The following is a 16382-nucleotide window of genomic DNA, read 5'->3' as shown; positions in this document are numbered from 1 at the left end:
GCGGGCTACGGCTTCGACGAGCACGCCGGGGTCCAGTACGGCTACGTCGTGCGGGCCGGCGAGTTCCTGCTCGCCGCCGGGTTCTCCGGCGACGCGTGGGAGGAGCGCGCCGGGTGGCAGGGGCGGCTGGCCGACGGATGGGGGGCGGTCTGATGAACGCGAACGGAGTCGGCCTCACGGCGGCGGTGTTCTCAGTGGCCGGCGTCGGCGTCGGTCTCGTCGCCGCGGTCGGGACGGGCTGGGCGGAGGCCGCGCTCGCGACGGCCGCGACCGGCGAGACCGCGCGGTTCGGACCGGTGTTCGTCGCGCAGTCGTACCTCGCCGTCACCGCCGCCGCCCTGGTCGGCGCGCCGCTCCTCGCGGGCGTCCTCGGCGTGCTGTTCGGGTCGCGGGCGTACGACGTCCAGGGGGCGGCCGCGACGTCGGGGGTCGGCGGCGGGGTCGGCGCGCTGATATACGGGCTCCTCGTCGTCGTCCTCGTCGTCGCCTCGCAGGGCGAGGCCGCCACGCAGGCGCACGGGATCGCCGACGCGCTCGGACCGGTGCTCACGACCGCGGTCGTCGCCGCCGTCGTCGGCGCGGCGTCCGGCGCGCTCGGGTCGGTGACGGGGTGACCGATGCGGGACCGAGACCCACCGCACCCTCGGGCGGCGGCGAGGAGGGAGCCGTGAGGCGATCGCTCTCTCGGCGGCGGTTGCTCGCCGCTTCCGTCCCCGGCCTGCTCGCCGGCTGTCTCGTGGAGTCGGGGGACGGCGGGGACGGGGTCGCGGAGCCGGACGCCGGCGCGGACGGGGGTGAGTCCGAGAGCGACGCCGAGACGGGAACGGACGAGGGGACCGACAGTGACGGCTCGACCGCCGACCGGTCCGAACCCGACCGAGAGGGCACCGACCAGGTCGACGACGATTCAGTCCCCGACGCCGTCGGTCCGGACGGCTCGGGGCTGGTCGTCGCGAACGCCGAGGTGCTCGACGTGGCCGACGAGGGGTACGAGACGACCGTCGACGCTCGGCTCACCGTCGAGAACCGGGGGCGGTTCACGTACGGTACGGTCGAGTTCCGCGCCGATGCGTACGCGACGCGCCCGAATTCGGCCGAGCGCGACTCGGCCGGCTTCGCGTACGACACGGAGCGGTTCCCGTCCGGAAACCGGTTCGGCGACGGGGTCCGCCGATTCGACGTCTCGATCACGTTCCGGAGTCGGGAGACGAACGTCCCGGCCGACGTGGACTGGTACGAGGTCGACGCCGCGGTGCGGCGCGCGGAGCCGGTCTGAGCCGAGCCGCCCCGGCCCCCCGTGCCGCGCCGTCGTCCCCGCGTGCTACGCCGCCGGCCGCGCCGCCGAGAGTCTCGCCGTGATCGCTACCTCTTTGTCCGCGCTCGCGAGCCGTGAGTGCATGGAGGGACGGGCCGCGGCGCTCGGCGCCGGCACCGTGTTGAACGCGCTCGCGACGGGCACCGGTGCAGCCTTCGGCATCGACGTCGAGACCCGGGCCAGCGTCGCGCTCGACCCGGCGGCCGAGGGCGTCGACGGGACCATCGCCGAGGACCCCGACGCGGACTCCGCCCTGATCGAGCGCTGCGTCGCGCTCGCGACCGAGCGGTGGGGCGACGGCGAGGGCGGCACCGTTCGGACCGACAGCGACGTGCCCCTCGCGGCCGGACTGAAAAGCTCCAGCGCGGCCGCGAACGCTACTGTGCTCGCGACCTGCGACGCGCTGGGCCTGCGCGTGGGGGACGGCGGCGACGGCGCCGGCGGCGACGCGGACCCGGACGCCGACGTCACCCGGCTGGAGGCCTGCCGGCTGGGCGTGCGCGCGGCCCGCGAGGCCGGCGTGACGGTCACCGGCGCGTTCGACGACGCGACCGCCTCGATGCTCGGCGGCGTGACCGTCACCGACAACGCTGGCGACGAGCTCCGGTCGCGCGAGGCCGTCGACTGGGACGTGCTCGTGTGGACCCCGCCCGAGCGCGCCTACAGCGCGGACGCGGACGTGGCCCGCTGCGAGGCGGTGGCGCCGATGGCGGACCTCGTGGCCGACCTCGCGCTAGACGGCCGGTACGCCGAGGCGATGACCGTCAACGGCCTCGCCTTTTCGGCCGCGCTCGGGTTCGACGCCGATCCCGCGGTCGAGGCGATGCCGCGCGCGACCGGGGTGTCGCTGTCGGGCACCGGACCGAGCGTCGTCGCCGTCGCGGACCCGACCGACCCGGCGACCGACCTCGACGCGCTCGCCGACGCGTGGGGCGAGCGCCCCGGAACGCTGCGGCGGACGACCACGAGGAACGACGGCGCGGCCGTCGAGTGACAATCCCATCTACCAATGAGTGACACACCGAACGCTGACGACCGGAGTCTCGACGAACTGCGACACGAGATCGAGGACATCGACCGAGAGATCGTCGAACTGATCGCCCGCCGGACGTACGTCGCGGACACCGTGGCGGCCGTGAAGGAGGAGCGCGACCTCCCGACGACCGACGAGGGCCAAGAGGAGCGCGTCATGGAGCGCGCAGGCGAGAACGCCGAGCGGTTCGACGTCGACGCCAACCTCGTGAAAGCGATCTTCCGGCTGCTGATCGAGCTGAACAAAGTTGAGCAGCGCGAGTCTCGGTAGCTACAAACAGGTTTCTTAGGCCGTTTGTTGCCGGTTTGGCTGCCGAATCACCTTCCGATAGCTGCTCTTTCGATTCAGACTCGATGAAAAACACCATGTCCGCGGTGGCTCCGAAGGATGTGGTAGTGACAAGAGGGCAAGCGTTTTGCCTCTGTGCTCACAATGTACACATATGAGTTCCGAGTCCGAAAAGAAGCGCGTCCAGTTCCGTGCACCGAGGGGACTAGTAAACCGGGCCGACGCGCTCGCTGCGGTGTTCGAGACGGATCGGACGGACATCCTCATCTCCGCGCTTCGGGACTACCTGCGGGACGCCGCGCACTCCGACGAGGTGAAACAGGAGATCGCGGAGGCCTTCTACGACGACGATATCACGTTCGAGGAACTGAAAGACCTCGTCGGGCACGAGGAGGCCGCCAACTTCCACCTGTTGAAAGAGCAACTGACCGACGAATTCGTGGACGAGGTCGCGGAGGAGCTGGCCGACTCGTAGATGGTTCTGATAGTCGCCGACACGTCGGCTCTCGTAAGCCTCGGGACGGTGGCGGGGGGCTCACCGAATCCACTCGACCTCCTCTTCGATTCGCACACCGTGGTCGTCCCAGAGCAGGTCATCGACGAACTCACCGAGACTGCGTCCTACGACGACGCATCCGGTGAGGCGGCACAGGCGGTTCTCGACCGTCGCTCTGCGTTCGAGACTCGTTCCGTCGAACTAGACGAGACGTTCCCCCTGGACGATGGCGAGAACGCGGCGGTTACGCTGGCGAACGATATCGACGCCGTACAACTGATCTGCGACGAATTCAATCGGCTTGCGCTCGTCCACGCCTCGCTGGCCGAGACCCGCCTCGTCACGACGCCCATCCTCCTCACCGCGCTGGTTCGTAACGAAGCGATCTCGCCGGACGCTGCCGACGAGTTCTTGGCCGAGATGAGTGACGCTCGCAGTTGGTCGTCGAACTCCTACGTCGAGCGGGCGCGGTCTACGCTTCGACAGCAACGCAATAACGAGCAACCTGATCCGAAGTGATCGACTCGTTAGACACGCGCTAGCCGATCGGAACGACTCTCCGTAGAGCAAGGGCATCTCACATAAATACGCCACCGATACACGCTCTTTGCGTCCTGAATTTTGTCGTATTGGACGTGTCGCTGGACACTATTTCAGAGATTCCATCATGGATTTCAGCTACCTGAACAAAACCGAGCAGCGGGAGCTTCGGTAGCTACACTTCTGATTAGAACGGATAGCGTTCGAAAACGGCCGGCTTCGGCCCGCTATTTGTCGTCGTCTTTCGGCGGTCGGCTCGATAACCGATCGAACCGGTCTTGCGCGGCCTCGGAACGGGACGACGTGCGGTCCGGGTCGTAGGTCGCGGTCGCGATCGATCCGTCCTCGACCTCCACGTCTAGGATCGCGTCCGCGTGTCGCCCGTCGTCCGGTAATCGGTCGACGCCGAGGACGACGTTACCGACCTCGTCGCCGTCGCGCTCGAAGAAGAGCGTCGCGAACCCGTCTTCGACCGCGTCAACGACCGCCGTGTACGTTCCGTCCGCGAGATCGATCTCGGTCATTCGTACGACTCCGCTAGCACGCGGTCCCCGGTAGCGTTTTCGACGATCACGGTGTCGCCGCCGTTGTTCCAGACCGGCGATCCGGCGCCCCAGTAGAGGTCGGTTTCGGTGTCGGTCCCGCTCCCCGTCCTGAGCGTCAGCGTCTCTCCGGGGGCGAGCGTCACCCCGTCCGGCATCTCGTACCGCTTCCCGGCCTCGTCTTCGACGGTCCACCCCGACAGGTCGAGCGTCTCGTCGCCCGCGTTCTCGAAGACGACGTACTCGTCGTTGAGGTTCTCGCGGTCGTCGCCCGCGGCGTCGGCGTTGATCGCCGCGACCGCGAGCGTGCGGTTCGAATCGGCGGCCGTCTCGTCGTCGCTCCCGCCGGAGCCGTCCGCGTCGTCACCGCCGTCGGTGACGGCGACCGCCCCGCCGCCGCCTATTCGGGCCCGTTCCACCACGTCACCGCCCGCTCCGGGACCGACCGGGTCGCCGTCGCGGAGCGACAGCGGTTCGGTCGGCGCGTCCCGCTGCGTCCGCACCGAGACGTTCGCGCCGTCGCTGACGAAGACGACGTCGCCGTGCGTCGCGGTCCAGTAGGTCGGTACCGAGCGGTCGGCGAAGCGCCGGAGGACCTCCTCGTGCGGATGCCCGTACTGCGAGTCGTAGGCGCTCGACACGACCGCGACCCGCGGGTCGACGGCGTCGACGAACGCCTCGCTCGAGGAGCTGCTCGACCCGTGGTGGCCCGCCTTCAACACCGTCGACCGGAGCTCATCGCCGTACGTCTCGACGAGGTACGCCTCCTGGTCGTCCTCGGCGTCGCCGGACAGCACGAAGCTCGTCTCGCCGTGCGCGATCTTGAGCACGACGCTGTTCTCGTTGCGGGCCTCGTTCTCGAGGTACGGCTCCGGGGGACCGAGCACGTCGACGTCGACCTCGCCGAAGGCGATCGAGTCGCCCTCGCGGGTCTCGTACAGCGTCACGTCGTGCGCCTCGATCGCGTCGAGGTACTCGCCGTACGTTCGTGTGCTTGCCGCGATCCCCGGATCGTAGACCGCGCCGATCCCGTCGGCCTCCGTCTCGTAGTAGTCGATGATCGCGGCGTTCCCGCCGATGTGGTCCGCGTCGTTGTGCGTGGTCACGAGGTGATCGATCCGCGTGATATCGTGCCGCCGGAGGTACTCCAGCACGTGTTCCCCGTCGTCGTTGTAGTGGCCCGTGTCGACGAGCATCGTCTCGCCGTCCGGTCCGACGACGAGCGTGCTCACGGACTGGCCGACGTTGACGAAGTGGACCTCCAAGGAGCCGTTGGCCGCGGCGACGTCCGCCCCGCCGTCGGTCGCCGCCCCGGTATCGGGCGTCGACCCGGTGTCGGGCGCCGGGTCACCGAGCGACGCGCCCGCGCACCCCGCGAGAGCGACGAGGCAGACGACGAGAAGCACGCGGGACAGCCCCCGAGAAGATGTCATTGTTCCTCATGAGAGACGTTTACCTGTAAAGTTGATCTAACGTGAAATATATCCGTTACTTGGAGCCGCGGTGGTGAGAGAGCCGTTCCGTTCCGTCGTTTCGCGCGTTCCGTTGTACCCTCTCGTGCGTTCCGTTGTACCCTCTCGCGCGTTCCGTTGTACCCTCTCGCGCGTTCCGTTCCGCCGTCCCGTTCAAACGGAACCTCCCCGCCGGGATTTTTGACGGCGCGCCCCCGAGTCGAGACCGACATGTCACGAGAAGTGATCTCACACACCGACGGCCACGTGTATGAGTTCGCGCCGGAGATGGAGCCGGTCTACGAGGCGGCCGACGGGGAGTCGCTCACGATCGAGACCATCGACAGCCTGAACGGCGAGATCCAGAGCGACGACGACCTGCTGGACGCGATCCCCGAGGAGGTGAACGCGGCGACCGGTCCGATCGCCGTCGAGGGGGCGAGCCCCGGCGACGTGCTCGCGGTCAAGATCGAGGACGTGCGCGTCGCAGAGGACCGCGGGCGGGTCCTCACGGCGCCCGGGTTCGGCCTCCTGCAGGACGACCCGGGGATAGAGCATCCGGCGACGCGGATCACCGAAGTGGACGGCGAGGGCGACGGGAGCGACGGCGCTGGCGACGGGAGCGACGGGGCCGCCGGCGGAGACCGGATCGAGTTCGAGGGGATCGACGTCCCGATCGATCCGGTGATCGGCACGATCGGGGTCGCCACGGCCGACGAGGCGATCTCGACGCTGACGCCGGACGACCACGGCGGGAACCTCGACACGACCGACATGACGGCCGGGACGACAGCGTACTTCCCGGTCTTCCAGGCGGGCGCGATGCTCGCGATGGGCGACTCCAAGGCCGCGATGGCCGACGGCGAGATGTGCGGGACCGGCGCCGAGATCGCCACCGAGATCGACGTGACGCTGTCCGTGATCGAGGAGCCGGAGGTCCCGCTCGACCGCCCGCTCGTCGACACCGGCGACGCGGTCAAGACCGTCGCGAGCGCCGAGACGATGGCGGAGGCGGTGGAGATCGCGAACCGCGATATCCTTCGGCTGCTGGCGCGCGACCACGGCCTCTCCAGGACCGAGGCGTACCTGTTCTCCAGCCTCGTCGGCGGCCTGGAGATCAGTCAGGTGGTCGACCCGCAGGTGACGGCGCGGAACGCGGTGCCGAGCGAGTACCTCTCGGTCCCGTTCTGAGCGTCGCCGTCGCGGCCGACCCCACTCCGCCTCGCCGTCTCCGTCGCCGAACCGCCCAGCCGCCTGAACCCGACGAGCCAGGCGCGCGGGAGGCCGCCGCCGCGGGCCGCGAGGAGGGCGGCGACCGCGGCGAGTCCGGCGGCGAGGCGCGGCAGTCCGACGACGGTGACCGGCGAGTCGAAGGCCGCGAGCGCCCCGGCCGCCGCCGGCTCACTCGTCGGCGGTCGGGCCGCGGTCGGCGAACCGCCGCGCCGCGTCGGTCAGGCCGCCGGCGTCCGATCGATCGGTGGTCTCCGCCGGGGTCTCGTCCGCGTCCGCGGCACCGTCGGGCGCGTCGCCGTCGCCGACGTCGGACCCGTCGCTGGTTGGGGCGCCGCCGTCGCCGCTGACGAGCGCCGCGTCGCCCTCGTCGCCCGGCGTCCGGTCTCGGCTCGGATCGACCGCCGAGGGGTCCGCGTCCGGCGGATAGCTCCGCTCCGCCGGCGGGACGAAGACCGTCTCGACCGCCCGGACGATCTCCCGGACGCTCTCCTCGTCGAGGCGGTCGGCGTACGCCTCCCGGATCAGGTCGGGGACGGCGTAAGCGTAGTGCCCGCGCCCGGCGTGCCGGATCAGCCCCGCGCGCCGGACCGGGCGATGGCGGCTGTAGGCGTGGCCGGAGTCGCCGTCGCCGCCGGCGTCGATGTGGGCGGCGACGGGGTCGCTGACGCCCTCGCGGCGGTAGTGACGGAGCATCCCTCGCGACAGCTCCGGGAGGGCCTCGATCCGGCCGCGGAGCTCCTCGATGACCGCCTCGCGGGTGCCGAGTTCGACCGCGTCGTCGAAGCGGAGCGCGCTCTCGGCCACGTCAGCGCGCGTCACGGGTTCGACGTCCTCGTCCGGCGGCGCGGCGGCGTCCTCGGGGTCGCCGTCGACGGCGGCGGGGGCGTCGGCGGCGTCGGAGGCGTCGAGGGCGTCCTCGGCGTCGTCCGCGTCCGCCGCGGTCTCGGTCGCGTCGTCGGCGTCCGTCCCTCCGTCGGCGTCGGATATGTCGTCGCCGTCGAGGGTCGCCGCGACCGCCTCGTCATACGATTTGAGGACCGATTGGTCCTCGTCACCGCCGTCCCCGACCCTCTCGCCGGCGCCGACCGCAGACGGTTCGGTACCGGGCGCGGCCCCGCCGCCGCCCCGGTAGGGCGCCTCGGCCTTCCCGAGGAGCGCCTGCGCGAACTGGTCGGCCATGCTGCTCAGGTCGCGGGCCTCCTCCAGCTCGCGTTCGAGGTCGGCGATCCGCCGGTCCTTCTTGTCGAGCTCCTGCCGGAGGTCGGCGATCTCCGACTCGCGGCGCTCCTTCTCGTCGGAGATCGACTGGAGCTCGCCGACGAGGTCGCTGGAGACCGACTTGAGCTCGGGGCGCTCGAAGTCGTCGAGCCCGGGCGTCGCGCCCGCGTCGAACGTCGCCTTGCGGTGGAACTGGATCCGGCGGATCGACTCGTCCCAGTCGGTCATCAGGAACGCCTCGCCGTCGCCGAGGTCCTCGACCGCGCTCGAGTACTTGGAGCCGAGTATCCGCCCGACCACCTTCGTGTCGTTGTCCCAGGTGAGCCGGTGCCAGCAGAGCCAGTCGCACTGCGTGATGAAGTCCTTCTTGACGTCGGCCGGGCGCTGGCTGATCCCGACGATGCCGAGGCCGTGTTTCCGGCCGCGCTTGCCCACCTTGATCAGCATCTTGCCCGTCTCGTCCATCCCGCCGCCCTCGGGGATGTACTCGTGGCACTCCTCGACGACGAGGAGGAACGGCTTCTTCATGCGCTTCTCCTTCGCAAACAGCTGCTTGACGACCTCCAAGAGGAGCTCGTTCGCGGTCTCCTCCTCCAGGTAGCCGGAGACGTCGAGGATGATCGGGACGTTCTGGTCGAGGGCGAGCGTCGCGAGCTTCTCGGCGTGTTCGGGCGAGACGACGATGTCGCACTCGTCGTCGGCGCCGGCGTGGAGGATCTCGTACTCCTCCTTGAGCCCGTAGTACTCGCCGTCGGTGTCGACGATCATCACCGGGAAGCCGTTGTCGAGGAGGTTCTCGATGACGACGCTCGCGGTGTTGCTCTTCCCGGAGCCGCTTTTGCCGGTAATAAACGAACGGCCGGTGAGCACGTCGACGACCGGAAGCTCCACCGGCGAGCCCGGTTCCGCCGTCGCGTCGCCGCCGATCCCCTCGCTGACGTCCGCGACGTGGATCGTCTCCTCCTCGCTCATACCCGTGAGAGGTGGCGCCCGCCTCATAAACTATCGCCTCGGTCGTCGACCCAGAGGGGCGCTCGGTCGGTCAGTGCGTCGCCGGTCGGTCGGAGGCGGGCAGCGTTCCGCGGTCCGCAAGACGTATGCCGTCCCCGGAAGACCGACGGCACATGGACACCGAGAACACCCTCCTCAACGCTGTCGTCGGCGCTATCGCGTCGGCCCTCCTCTCGTTTACCGGTATCTCACCGCTCCTCGGCGGCGCGGTTGCCGGGTATTTAAACGGCGACGACGGGCTGCGCGTCGGCGCGCTCTCCGGTGCGATCGCGTCGATCCCGATCGTCGGGCTGCTGCTGCTCGCGCTGGTGATCCTTCCGTTCCTTGGAGTCTTCGGGTTCCCGCTCGAAGTCGGCCTCGCGGCCGGAGGGATCGTCTTCGTCGCCGTCATCGTGGTGTTGGGCGGCGTCGCCTACTCCGTGGTGTTGAGCGCGCTCGGCGGACTGCTGGGCGTGTACGTAAAAAACGAGCTGTAGGTCGGTCGCTGTTACTTATAAATGATCGAATTCGGATCGGTGGCGAACACCTCCGAAGCCCCAGCCACTCACATATAAATGATCGAATCCGGATCGACAGCGAGCACCACCAAAGCCCCAGCCGCGAGGACTCGGTGCGCTCGCTGCAGTCCTCGGCGCTCACTCCGTTCGCGCCTGCGGTCCTTGCGTCGCGCGCCTTCGCCCTCGCGGCTGCCCCTTCGAGTCTCACCCGACCGCGACCGCACCACAGCCTCACGCCTCCCCAGCCTCGTCGGCCTCCTTCCGGTCGGCCGACTCCCTCGCGCGTGCGACTCGCGCCCTCCGGACGCTCGTCGGCACGCGCCACCGCACCGTTTATTTATAAAAGAGTGCGTGAGAGTTGGCCCGCGACTCCAGCGGAGACGCCTCAGTGCTCGCCGCCCGTCCCGCGCCGGTCGGAGTCGAGGTCGATGTCGAGGTCGTCGAGGAGTTCCTCGACCTCCTCGCGCTTCTCTTGGTGGTCTTCGAGGAACTCTCGCATGAGCTCGGCCGCCTGCTCCTTGCAGCCGCCGCAGAGGCGCTCGCCGTTGACGCACTCGGAGTAGACGGTCTTCGTGAGCTCGTCGTCGTCGCCCGCGAGCAGGTAGGCGTACAGCTCGTAGACGGGGCACTCGTCGGCCTCGCCGCCGAGTTCGCGCTGCTTCTCGGCGGTGTCGCGCCCGCCGGTGGTCGCCGCCTTCACCTTCTCGTAGCCGTCCTCGGGGTCGTCGAGCAGGGAGATGTGGCTCGCCGGGATCGACGAGGACATCTTCCCGCCGGTGAGCCCGGTCATGAACCGGTGATAGATCGAGGAGGGCTGGCGGAAGCCGAACCCGTCGTGATCGATCTCGACCTCGCGCGCGAGCGACTCGGCCTCGCCGCGGGTGAGGTCGAAGGCGTCGACGTGGCCCTCGAAGACGCGCTTGTCGCCCTCGACCGCCTCGATCAGGGCCTCGAACGCCTCGTCGGTGGCGTTGCGGTCGAAGAAGCGCACGCGGGGGCGGAGCGGCTCCTTACCGCCCGCGCGGAGCTTGTCGAGGGCGGTCGACTTGGCGGCCGCGAGGTCGGGGGCGTCGTCGGCGTCTCCGTCGGCGGCGTCCCCATCGGCGGCGTCTCTGTCGGCGGCGCCGGCCTCCGGCGGCTCGTAGTCGGCGAGCCACGCGGCGGCGCCCTCGCAACGCACGTCGGTCTCGGCGTCGTCGACGTCGGCCGCGAGCGCGTCGTAGGCGGCCCGGACGAGCTGTCGCTCCGCGTCGTCCAGCTCGAAGCTCGCGAACGCCTCGGTCACCTTGAAGTAGCGCATCCGCGTCGCCAGGTCGCGGGTCAGCCGGACGTGCGGGTCCTGGTCCGGGCCGACGGGGATGACCGTCGGTTTCGGCTCGTCGACGAGCTGCGGGTAGAGGATGTCGGCGGTCTGGGTCACGACGCTCTGCATGTGCGAGATGTTGGTCTCGCCGTCGAAGCCGTAGATGGCCTCGAACTCCGAGAAGTTCGCCTTCGAGCCGAGTTCGAACCCGAGGTCCTGGACCTCGCGGTTATCCGACTGCCGGTACAGCTCGCCGTCCTCGGCGTCGAAGCCGAGCGCGAGGAGGCTGAGGAGGTAGTTGCGCGCGTGCTCGTCGATCTCGTCCCACGACATCCCCCGCGCGGAGTGGGCCTCCAGGTCGGCGATCAGGCCGAACGCGTCGCCGCCCTGCTCCTGATGCCAGATGATCTCGTCGAACACCAGTTTATGCCCGATGTGGGGGTCGCCGGTCGGCATGAACCCGGAGAGCGCGGCGAACGGCTCGTCGTTCGCCATCGCCTCGGCGACGGCGTCGTACTCGCGGTGCCCGAAGATGACGCCGCGGCGCATCAGGTAGTGCGGGTCGACCACGTCGTCGGACACGTCGTCGAACGCCTCGATGCCGAACTCCTCGAACAGGTCCGCGTAGTCGCCGACCGACGCCGACCCCCACGGGTCGAGCGCGACGTCCTCGGTCGGTCCGTCCGCGCGCTCCGTCCCGCCGTCGGCGCGGGGCGATCCCGGGGTCTCGTCGCGGGGCCCGCCCGCCGCCGACGGCCCCGTCTCCTCGGGGGTGTCCTCGTCCATACGTCCCCTCCCGGCGGTCGACGCAAAAACCGTTCGCTTGCGCGTCAGGACGTGGCATGCGAGGTTGGTTACTGGGATAACCGCAATCTTGCTCCGGTGGACAATATCGTGTCCGGACCGGCGGATATTTTTATAAGTAGTCGCTGTCGATGCCGCAGAAAACACCTCCAAAGCCCCAGCCGCGACGACTCGCGCGGCTTGCTGCGGTCCTCGGTCGCTCGTTTCACTCGCTCCTGCGGTCCTTGCTGCGCCGGGCTTCGTCCTCGCGACTGCCCCTTTGAGTCCCACCCGACCGCAACCGCACCGCAGCCTCGTACCTCCCCAGCCTCGCGGTTCGCGCTCTCCGAGCGCTCACCGCGTCCCTCGCGCGTGCTCCTCACGCCCGACGGGCGCTCGGAGGCACGCGCCACCGCGTCGGTCATTTAAAAATGCGCGTCGAGACCGCGGTTCTCACTCGTCGTCGCTATCGCGCCCGGTCACCTTCCGGATGCAGGAGGAGCCGAACGGGCCGAGTTCGCCGGCGTCGAGTTTCACGAAGTGACCGGTCGTGATGGAGGTCCCGCAGCGGCGGCACTCGAAGTCGCCCTCGCGCTGGGTGACTTGGCTGTCGTAGTCCACGTAGGTCCCGCCGCGCTGAACTCTGAGCCGGGCGTCCTCGCGCTCGATGACGCCGCGCTTCTCGGCGGCGTCGAGGATGTCGCGGGTGAGCGCGGGGCTCGTCGTCACCGTCTCGATCCGGTCGATCGCGTCTGGGAGCGCCAGCTCCTCGTGCTCGAGGTGCGCGAGCAGCTCGACGCCGAGTTCCAGCCGCTCTTCCCGGGACGCCGGCTCGTTCACGCCCGGCGAAACGAATCGGACCCTCTTAAGTCGGCCGGGAAGACGGGGCGCGTCCCGCGACGCCGAGGGCCCGCGATGTAGTAAGACAGTTACCACGTGGGGCGCTGGAGGGCGTATGGACGTACTGGAGGTCGCGGCGCGGGCGACCGAGACGGGGCCGGTGTGCGACGCCTGTCTCGGCCGGCTGGTCGCCGACCGGAGCTTCGGGCTGTCGAACGCCGAGCGCGGGTCGGCGCTGCGCGTCTCGCTCGCGCTGCGCGACGACGAGGACCACGAACCGGTCGACACCGCGGACTGCTGGGTCTGCGAGGGCCGCTGCACCGAGTTCGACGCGTGGGCCGAGCGCGCCGCCGAGGCGGTCGAGGGGATCGAGTTCGCCACGTACAACGTCGGCACGCGCCCGCCGCCGCTGATCGAGGAGAACGAGGCGCTGCTCCGCGCCGACGCCGGGCTGGACGAGGACGCGGGCGAACCGTTTAAATCCGAGTTCAACCGCGAGGTCGGCAAGCGGTTCGGCCGACTCACCGGCGCGGAGGTGTCCTTCGACCGCCCGGACGTGCAGTTCACGATCGACCTCGCGGACGACGAGATCGACGCGAAGGTGAACTCCACCTTCGTGTACGGGCGATACAGGAAACTGGAGCGCGACATCCCGCAGACCGAGTGGCCCTGCCGCGAGTGCAAGGGCTCCGGCCGGCAGGGCGCGGACCCTTGCGACCACTGCGGGGGCTCCGGCTACCTCTACGACGACAGCGTCGAGGAGTACACCGCGCCGATCGTCGAGGACGTGATGGACGGGACGGAGGCGACGTTCCACGGGGCGGGCCGCGAGGACGTCGACGCGCTCATGCTCGGCACCGGACGGCCGTTCGTGATCGAGGTGGAGGAGCCGCGTCGGCGTCGGGTCGACGTCGAGCGCCTCCAGTCGGACATCAACGCCTTCGCCGACGGCGCCGTCGAGGTCGAGGGGCTCCGGCTCGCGACCTACGACATGGTCGAGCGCGTGAAGGAGCACGACGCCGCCAAGCGCTACCGCGCGCAGGTGGCGTTCGACGCCGACGTCGACGCCGACGCCCTCGCCGAGGCGGTCGACGAACTGGAGGGGACGACGGTCGAGCAGTACACCCCGAACCGAGTGGACCACCGGCGCGCGAGCCTCACCCGCGAGCGCGACGTGTACGAGGCGACCGCGGAGGTCGACGACCCGCGTCACGCGACCGTCGAGGTCCGCGGCGCCGGCGGGCTCTACATCAAGGAGCTGATCTCGGGGGACGAGGGCCGCACCGAGCCGAGCCTCGCCGGGCTGCTGGGCGTCGGCGCAGAAGTCACCGCGCTCGACGTCGTCGCCGTCGAGGGCGAGGCGGAGCCGTTCGAGCGCGACGCGTTCTTCAGAGACTGACGCCCTCGAACGGTCGGCGCGGACCGGCGGGATTTATCTGACGCGCGTCTGACGTTGGGGGTATGTACGGGAGCGACGCGGACGAAGCGAGCGCCGAGGCGCCGACGGTCGGCGACGGTGTCGGCGAGCCTGTCGTCGAACCGGCGGTCAGGGAGGCGGCCGCGTCGACCACGACGGCGGCGCACGCCCGTCTGAAGGGGAAAGACCGAGCGGCGCGGCCGGACCGCGTGTCCTCGATCCTCGTGGCCGTCGGCGCCGGCCCGCACACGGGGGCGACCGTCGACGTGGCCCGCGAGATCGCCGACGCGACCGGCTCTTGGCTCGAACTGTTCCACGTCGTCCCCTCCGACGAGGCGCTCGTCGACGGGGACGCGACGCCGGTCGGCGACCGCGAGGACGCCGACGCCGCCGAGTACGCCGCGGCCGGCGATCGCCTCCTCTCGTCGGCCCGCGACCGCCTCGGCGACTTCGACAGGGTGGACCGCTGGCTCGTCGAGGACCGGACCGCCGCGGGCGCGATCGTCGAGCAGTCGCCGTACTACGACCTCGTGGTCGTCGGCGCCCCCACCACTGGCGCCGTCGGCCGGTTCGTGTTCGGCTCCACGACGGACACCGTGATCGACGACGCCGAGGTCCCCGTGGTCGTCGTCGAGGCGCAGGGTGACACGTCGCTGGACGTGGCGTAGGCCGCGGTGGACTCGCGTCGGGCGTCCCCGCTCCGTTTAAAAGCGACATAGAACAGTAAAGTGGCTATGCCACGGAGGCTCCGGTATGGCTGACGAAGCGATCGACGACGTGGACAGGGCGATCCTGTACGCGCTCCAAGAGGACGCCCGAAACACCTCGTCAGGGGACATCGCGGAGCGCACCGGGACGTCGGACAGCACCGTCCGCAAACGCATCCAGCGCCTCGAGTCAGACGGGATAATCAAGGGGTACAGCGCCGACGTCGACTACCAGAAATCGGGGTATCCGCTCCGGATGCTGCTCTACTGCACCGCGTCGATACCCGAGCGCGGCGAGCTGCTCCCCGAGATCCTGAAGATCGACGGCGTCATCTCGGTGCAGGAGCTGGTCACCGGCGAACAGAACCTCCTCGTGACGGCGGTCGGCGAGTCGGACGGCGACATCACGCCCGTGGCACAGGAGCTCCTCGACATGGGGCTCACCGTCGCGGACGAGGTGCTCGTTCGGAGCCACGAGGCGACGCCGTTCGGCAAGTTCGACGCCGAGACCGACTCCTGAACGCGGACCGGTCGCTACCCGACGACCCGCTTGACGTCGAGCGCGGTCGCGCGCCGGACGACCGCCCGCACCGGGTCCTCCGAGCCGGCCAGGTTGTCCGAGTCGCCGTCGAGGACGACGAGCGCGGCCCGTCGCCCGGGCGCGATGACGCCGCAGTCGAGCCCCGCGATCTCGGCGCCGGCGGCGGTCGCCATCCGTAGCACCTCCCGGGCGGTCACGTCGAACCGCTTCGCCGTGTACGCCATCTCGCGGAACATCGACGGGGCGTTCAGCATGACGTTGTCCGTGCCGAGCGCGACGGCCGTGTGGTCGAGCAGCTCCCGGACCGGCGGCGTTCCGACGTCGAGGACCTCGTTCGCGCGCGGGCACACGGCGACCGGGACCGACCGGTCCGCGACGCGTTCGAGGTGCTCCCGCTCGGCGTGTACCATGTGAACGAGCAGGTCCGGATCGAGGTCGAGCGCCGGGTGGATGTCGGTCGCGTCCGGCTCGCCGGCGTGGATGGCGAAGGGAACGCCGCGGTCCTCGCACGCGGCGCGTTCGTCGGCGAAGTCGTCGTCGTTCGCCCCGGAGGCCCCGTACCCGTCGGCGACGTCGAGGACGGCGGGGTCGCCGCTCCCGAAGATGAACGGGTCGACGGCGACTGACGACGCCGCCTCGCGGAGGGCCCGCGCCCCGGCCACTCCGTTCTCCCGGAAGTCCAAACAGGAGATCGTACCGGTCCGCCGCGCGAACCGGAGCGTTCGGCGCATCGCCGACACGAGGTCGGCGCGGTCGGCGGCCGCCAGCCGCCGGTGTTTCAGGCTCTCCGGCGGGGCCACCGCCTCGTCGAGCGACAGCCCGACGGCCGCCTCCTTCGCGACGGAGTCCCCTAGATGCGTGTGGGCGTTGACAAACGCGGGCAGGACGATGTCGGTCGACTCCGTGTCGGTCTCCTCGACGGCCTCGATCCGACCGTCGTCGACGACGAGACGCCCGCGAGTCGGCTCGAACGACTCGCCGGCGAGGACGGTCCCGGTGAGTTCCTCCATACCGACACTGCGGATCGGATAACGATATGGTTTTCTGAACGCGATTCGCGAACGGACCGAGAACTGGACTGGTCGTCGGCGACGTATCCGTTACGGACCCGCGGACGAGCCGCTCGGGACGAACCCCGTCCGGACACGTCCACGATTACGCCTGCGA

The 16382-nt window shown here is 70.0% G+C and carries 17 protein-coding genes; 11 read left to right on the top strand and 6 right to left on the bottom strand.

All coding sequences use genetic code 11. The annotated features are described in order from the left end of the window. The first annotated feature begins 152 nt into the window (after window positions 1–152). From DJ73_RS14270 to DJ73_RS14245, 6 genes are all read left to right on the top strand, one after another. Window positions 153–614 carry a hypothetical protein gene (locus DJ73_RS14270; RefSeq protein ID WP_094558287.1) on the top strand — a complete coding sequence of 154 codons (462 nt, stop codon included), beginning with the start codon at window positions 153–155 and terminating at the stop codon, window positions 612–614. Window positions 615–667: 53 nt separating this feature from the next. Further along, window positions 668–1276 (top strand): hypothetical protein, encoded by a 609-nt coding sequence (locus tag DJ73_RS14265; RefSeq protein ID WP_094524787.1) that lies wholly within the window; start codon window positions 668–670, stop codon window positions 1274–1276. 121 nt (window positions 1277–1397) lie between these two features. Continuing rightward, window positions 1398–2309: a shikimate kinase gene (locus DJ73_RS14260; protein ID WP_094558286.1), complete on the top strand. Its 912-nt coding sequence runs from the start codon at window positions 1398–1400 to the stop codon at window positions 2307–2309. Window positions 2310–2324: 15 nt separating this feature from the next. Next, window positions 2325–2618 (top strand): chorismate mutase, encoded by a 294-nt coding sequence (locus DJ73_RS14255; RefSeq protein WP_094527896.1) that lies wholly within the window; start codon window positions 2325–2327, stop codon window positions 2616–2618. A gap of 172 nt (window positions 2619–2790) precedes the next feature. Then, the gene (locus tag DJ73_RS14250; RefSeq protein WP_170938244.1) at window positions 2791–3111 is read left to right on the top strand and encodes a hypothetical protein; all 321 of its coding nucleotides are present in this window, start codon (window positions 2791–2793) and stop codon (window positions 3109–3111) included. After that, a complete protein-coding gene (locus tag DJ73_RS14245; RefSeq protein ID WP_094558285.1) occupies window positions 3112–3651 on the top strand; it encodes a hypothetical protein in 540 nt (179 codons plus the stop codon). A 248-nt stretch (window positions 3652–3899) separates the two neighbouring features. Here the strand turns inward: DJ73_RS14245 and DJ73_RS14240 are convergent, their stop codons facing one another. Together DJ73_RS14240 and DJ73_RS14235 are read right to left on the bottom strand one after the other, a co-directional pair. After that, window positions 3900–4196: a DUF3006 family protein gene (locus DJ73_RS14240; protein WP_094558284.1), complete on the bottom strand. Its 297-nt coding sequence runs from the start codon at window positions 4194–4196 to the stop codon at window positions 3900–3902. Next, the gene (locus tag DJ73_RS14235; RefSeq protein ID WP_094522016.1) at window positions 4193–5647 is read right to left on the bottom strand and encodes a lamin tail domain-containing protein; all 1455 of its coding nucleotides are present in this window, start codon (window positions 5645–5647) and stop codon (window positions 4193–4195) included. The genes DJ73_RS14240 and DJ73_RS14235 overlap by 4 nt, the downstream gene beginning before the upstream one ends. Before the next feature lie 249 nt (window positions 5648–5896). On the opposite strand from DJ73_RS14235, the gene DJ73_RS14230 reads away from it, so the two are divergent. Beyond that, window positions 5897–6856 (top strand): acetamidase/formamidase family protein, encoded by a 960-nt coding sequence (locus DJ73_RS14230; protein ID WP_094558283.1) that lies wholly within the window; start codon window positions 5897–5899, stop codon window positions 6854–6856. A gap of 210 nt (window positions 6857–7066) precedes the next feature. On the opposite strand, the gene DJ73_RS14225 is transcribed toward DJ73_RS14230, so the two are convergent. Beyond that, window positions 7067–9088, bottom strand: a complete 2022-nt coding sequence (locus DJ73_RS14225; protein ID WP_094558282.1) for an ATP-binding protein — start codon at window positions 9086–9088, stop codon at window positions 7067–7069. A gap of 152 nt (window positions 9089–9240) precedes the next feature. On the opposite strand from DJ73_RS14225, the gene DJ73_RS14220 reads away from it, so the two are divergent. Then, the gene (locus DJ73_RS14220; protein WP_094527888.1) at window positions 9241–9603 is read left to right on the top strand and encodes a DUF5518 domain-containing protein; all 363 of its coding nucleotides are present in this window, start codon (window positions 9241–9243) and stop codon (window positions 9601–9603) included. A gap of 406 nt (window positions 9604–10009) precedes the next feature. Here the strand turns inward: DJ73_RS14220 and DJ73_RS14215 are convergent, their stop codons facing one another. Next, a complete protein-coding gene (locus tag DJ73_RS14215) occupies window positions 10010–11713 on the bottom strand; it encodes a tryptophan--tRNA ligase (protein ID WP_094558281.1) in 1704 nt (567 codons plus the stop codon). A 450-nt stretch (window positions 11714–12163) separates the two neighbouring features. Further along, window positions 12164–12550: a DUF5830 family protein gene (locus DJ73_RS14210; protein WP_094558280.1), complete on the bottom strand. Its 387-nt coding sequence runs from the start codon at window positions 12548–12550 to the stop codon at window positions 12164–12166. A gap of 115 nt (window positions 12551–12665) precedes the next feature. Here DJ73_RS14210 and DJ73_RS14205 point away from each other — a divergent pair, with 115 nt between their 5' ends. The 3 genes from DJ73_RS14205 to DJ73_RS14195 all read left to right on the top strand — a co-directional run bounded on the left by DJ73_RS14205 (window position 12666) and on the right by DJ73_RS14195 (window position 15194). After that, window positions 12666–13949 (top strand): tRNA pseudouridine(54/55) synthase Pus10, encoded by a 1284-nt coding sequence (locus DJ73_RS14205; protein WP_094558279.1) that lies wholly within the window; start codon window positions 12666–12668, stop codon window positions 13947–13949. Between the two features lie 62 nt (window positions 13950–14011). Next, complete coding sequence (locus DJ73_RS14200; RefSeq protein ID WP_094522024.1) at window positions 14012–14635, top strand: universal stress protein; 624 nt, start codon at window positions 14012–14014, stop codon at window positions 14633–14635. Between the two features lie 85 nt (window positions 14636–14720). Beyond that, the gene (locus DJ73_RS14195) at window positions 14721–15194 is read left to right on the top strand and encodes an Lrp/AsnC family transcriptional regulator (RefSeq protein ID WP_094522025.1); all 474 of its coding nucleotides are present in this window, start codon (window positions 14721–14723) and stop codon (window positions 15192–15194) included. Window positions 15195–15208: 14 nt separating this feature from the next. On the opposite strand, the gene DJ73_RS14190 is transcribed toward DJ73_RS14195, so the two are convergent. After that, the gene (locus DJ73_RS14190; RefSeq protein ID WP_094558278.1) at window positions 15209–16225 is read right to left on the bottom strand and encodes an amidohydrolase family protein; all 1017 of its coding nucleotides are present in this window, start codon (window positions 16223–16225) and stop codon (window positions 15209–15211) included. Window positions 16226–16382: the final 157 nt, after the last annotated feature.

Origin of the sequence: Halorubrum sp. Ea1, assembly GCF_002252965.1 — an archaeon.
In the GTDB taxonomy this organism is placed as follows: domain Archaea; phylum Halobacteriota; class Halobacteria; order Halobacteriales; family Haloferacaceae; genus Halorubrum.
Note: the sequence above shows the minus strand (reverse complement) of the source record. Positions and strands in the feature narration are given on the sequence as shown.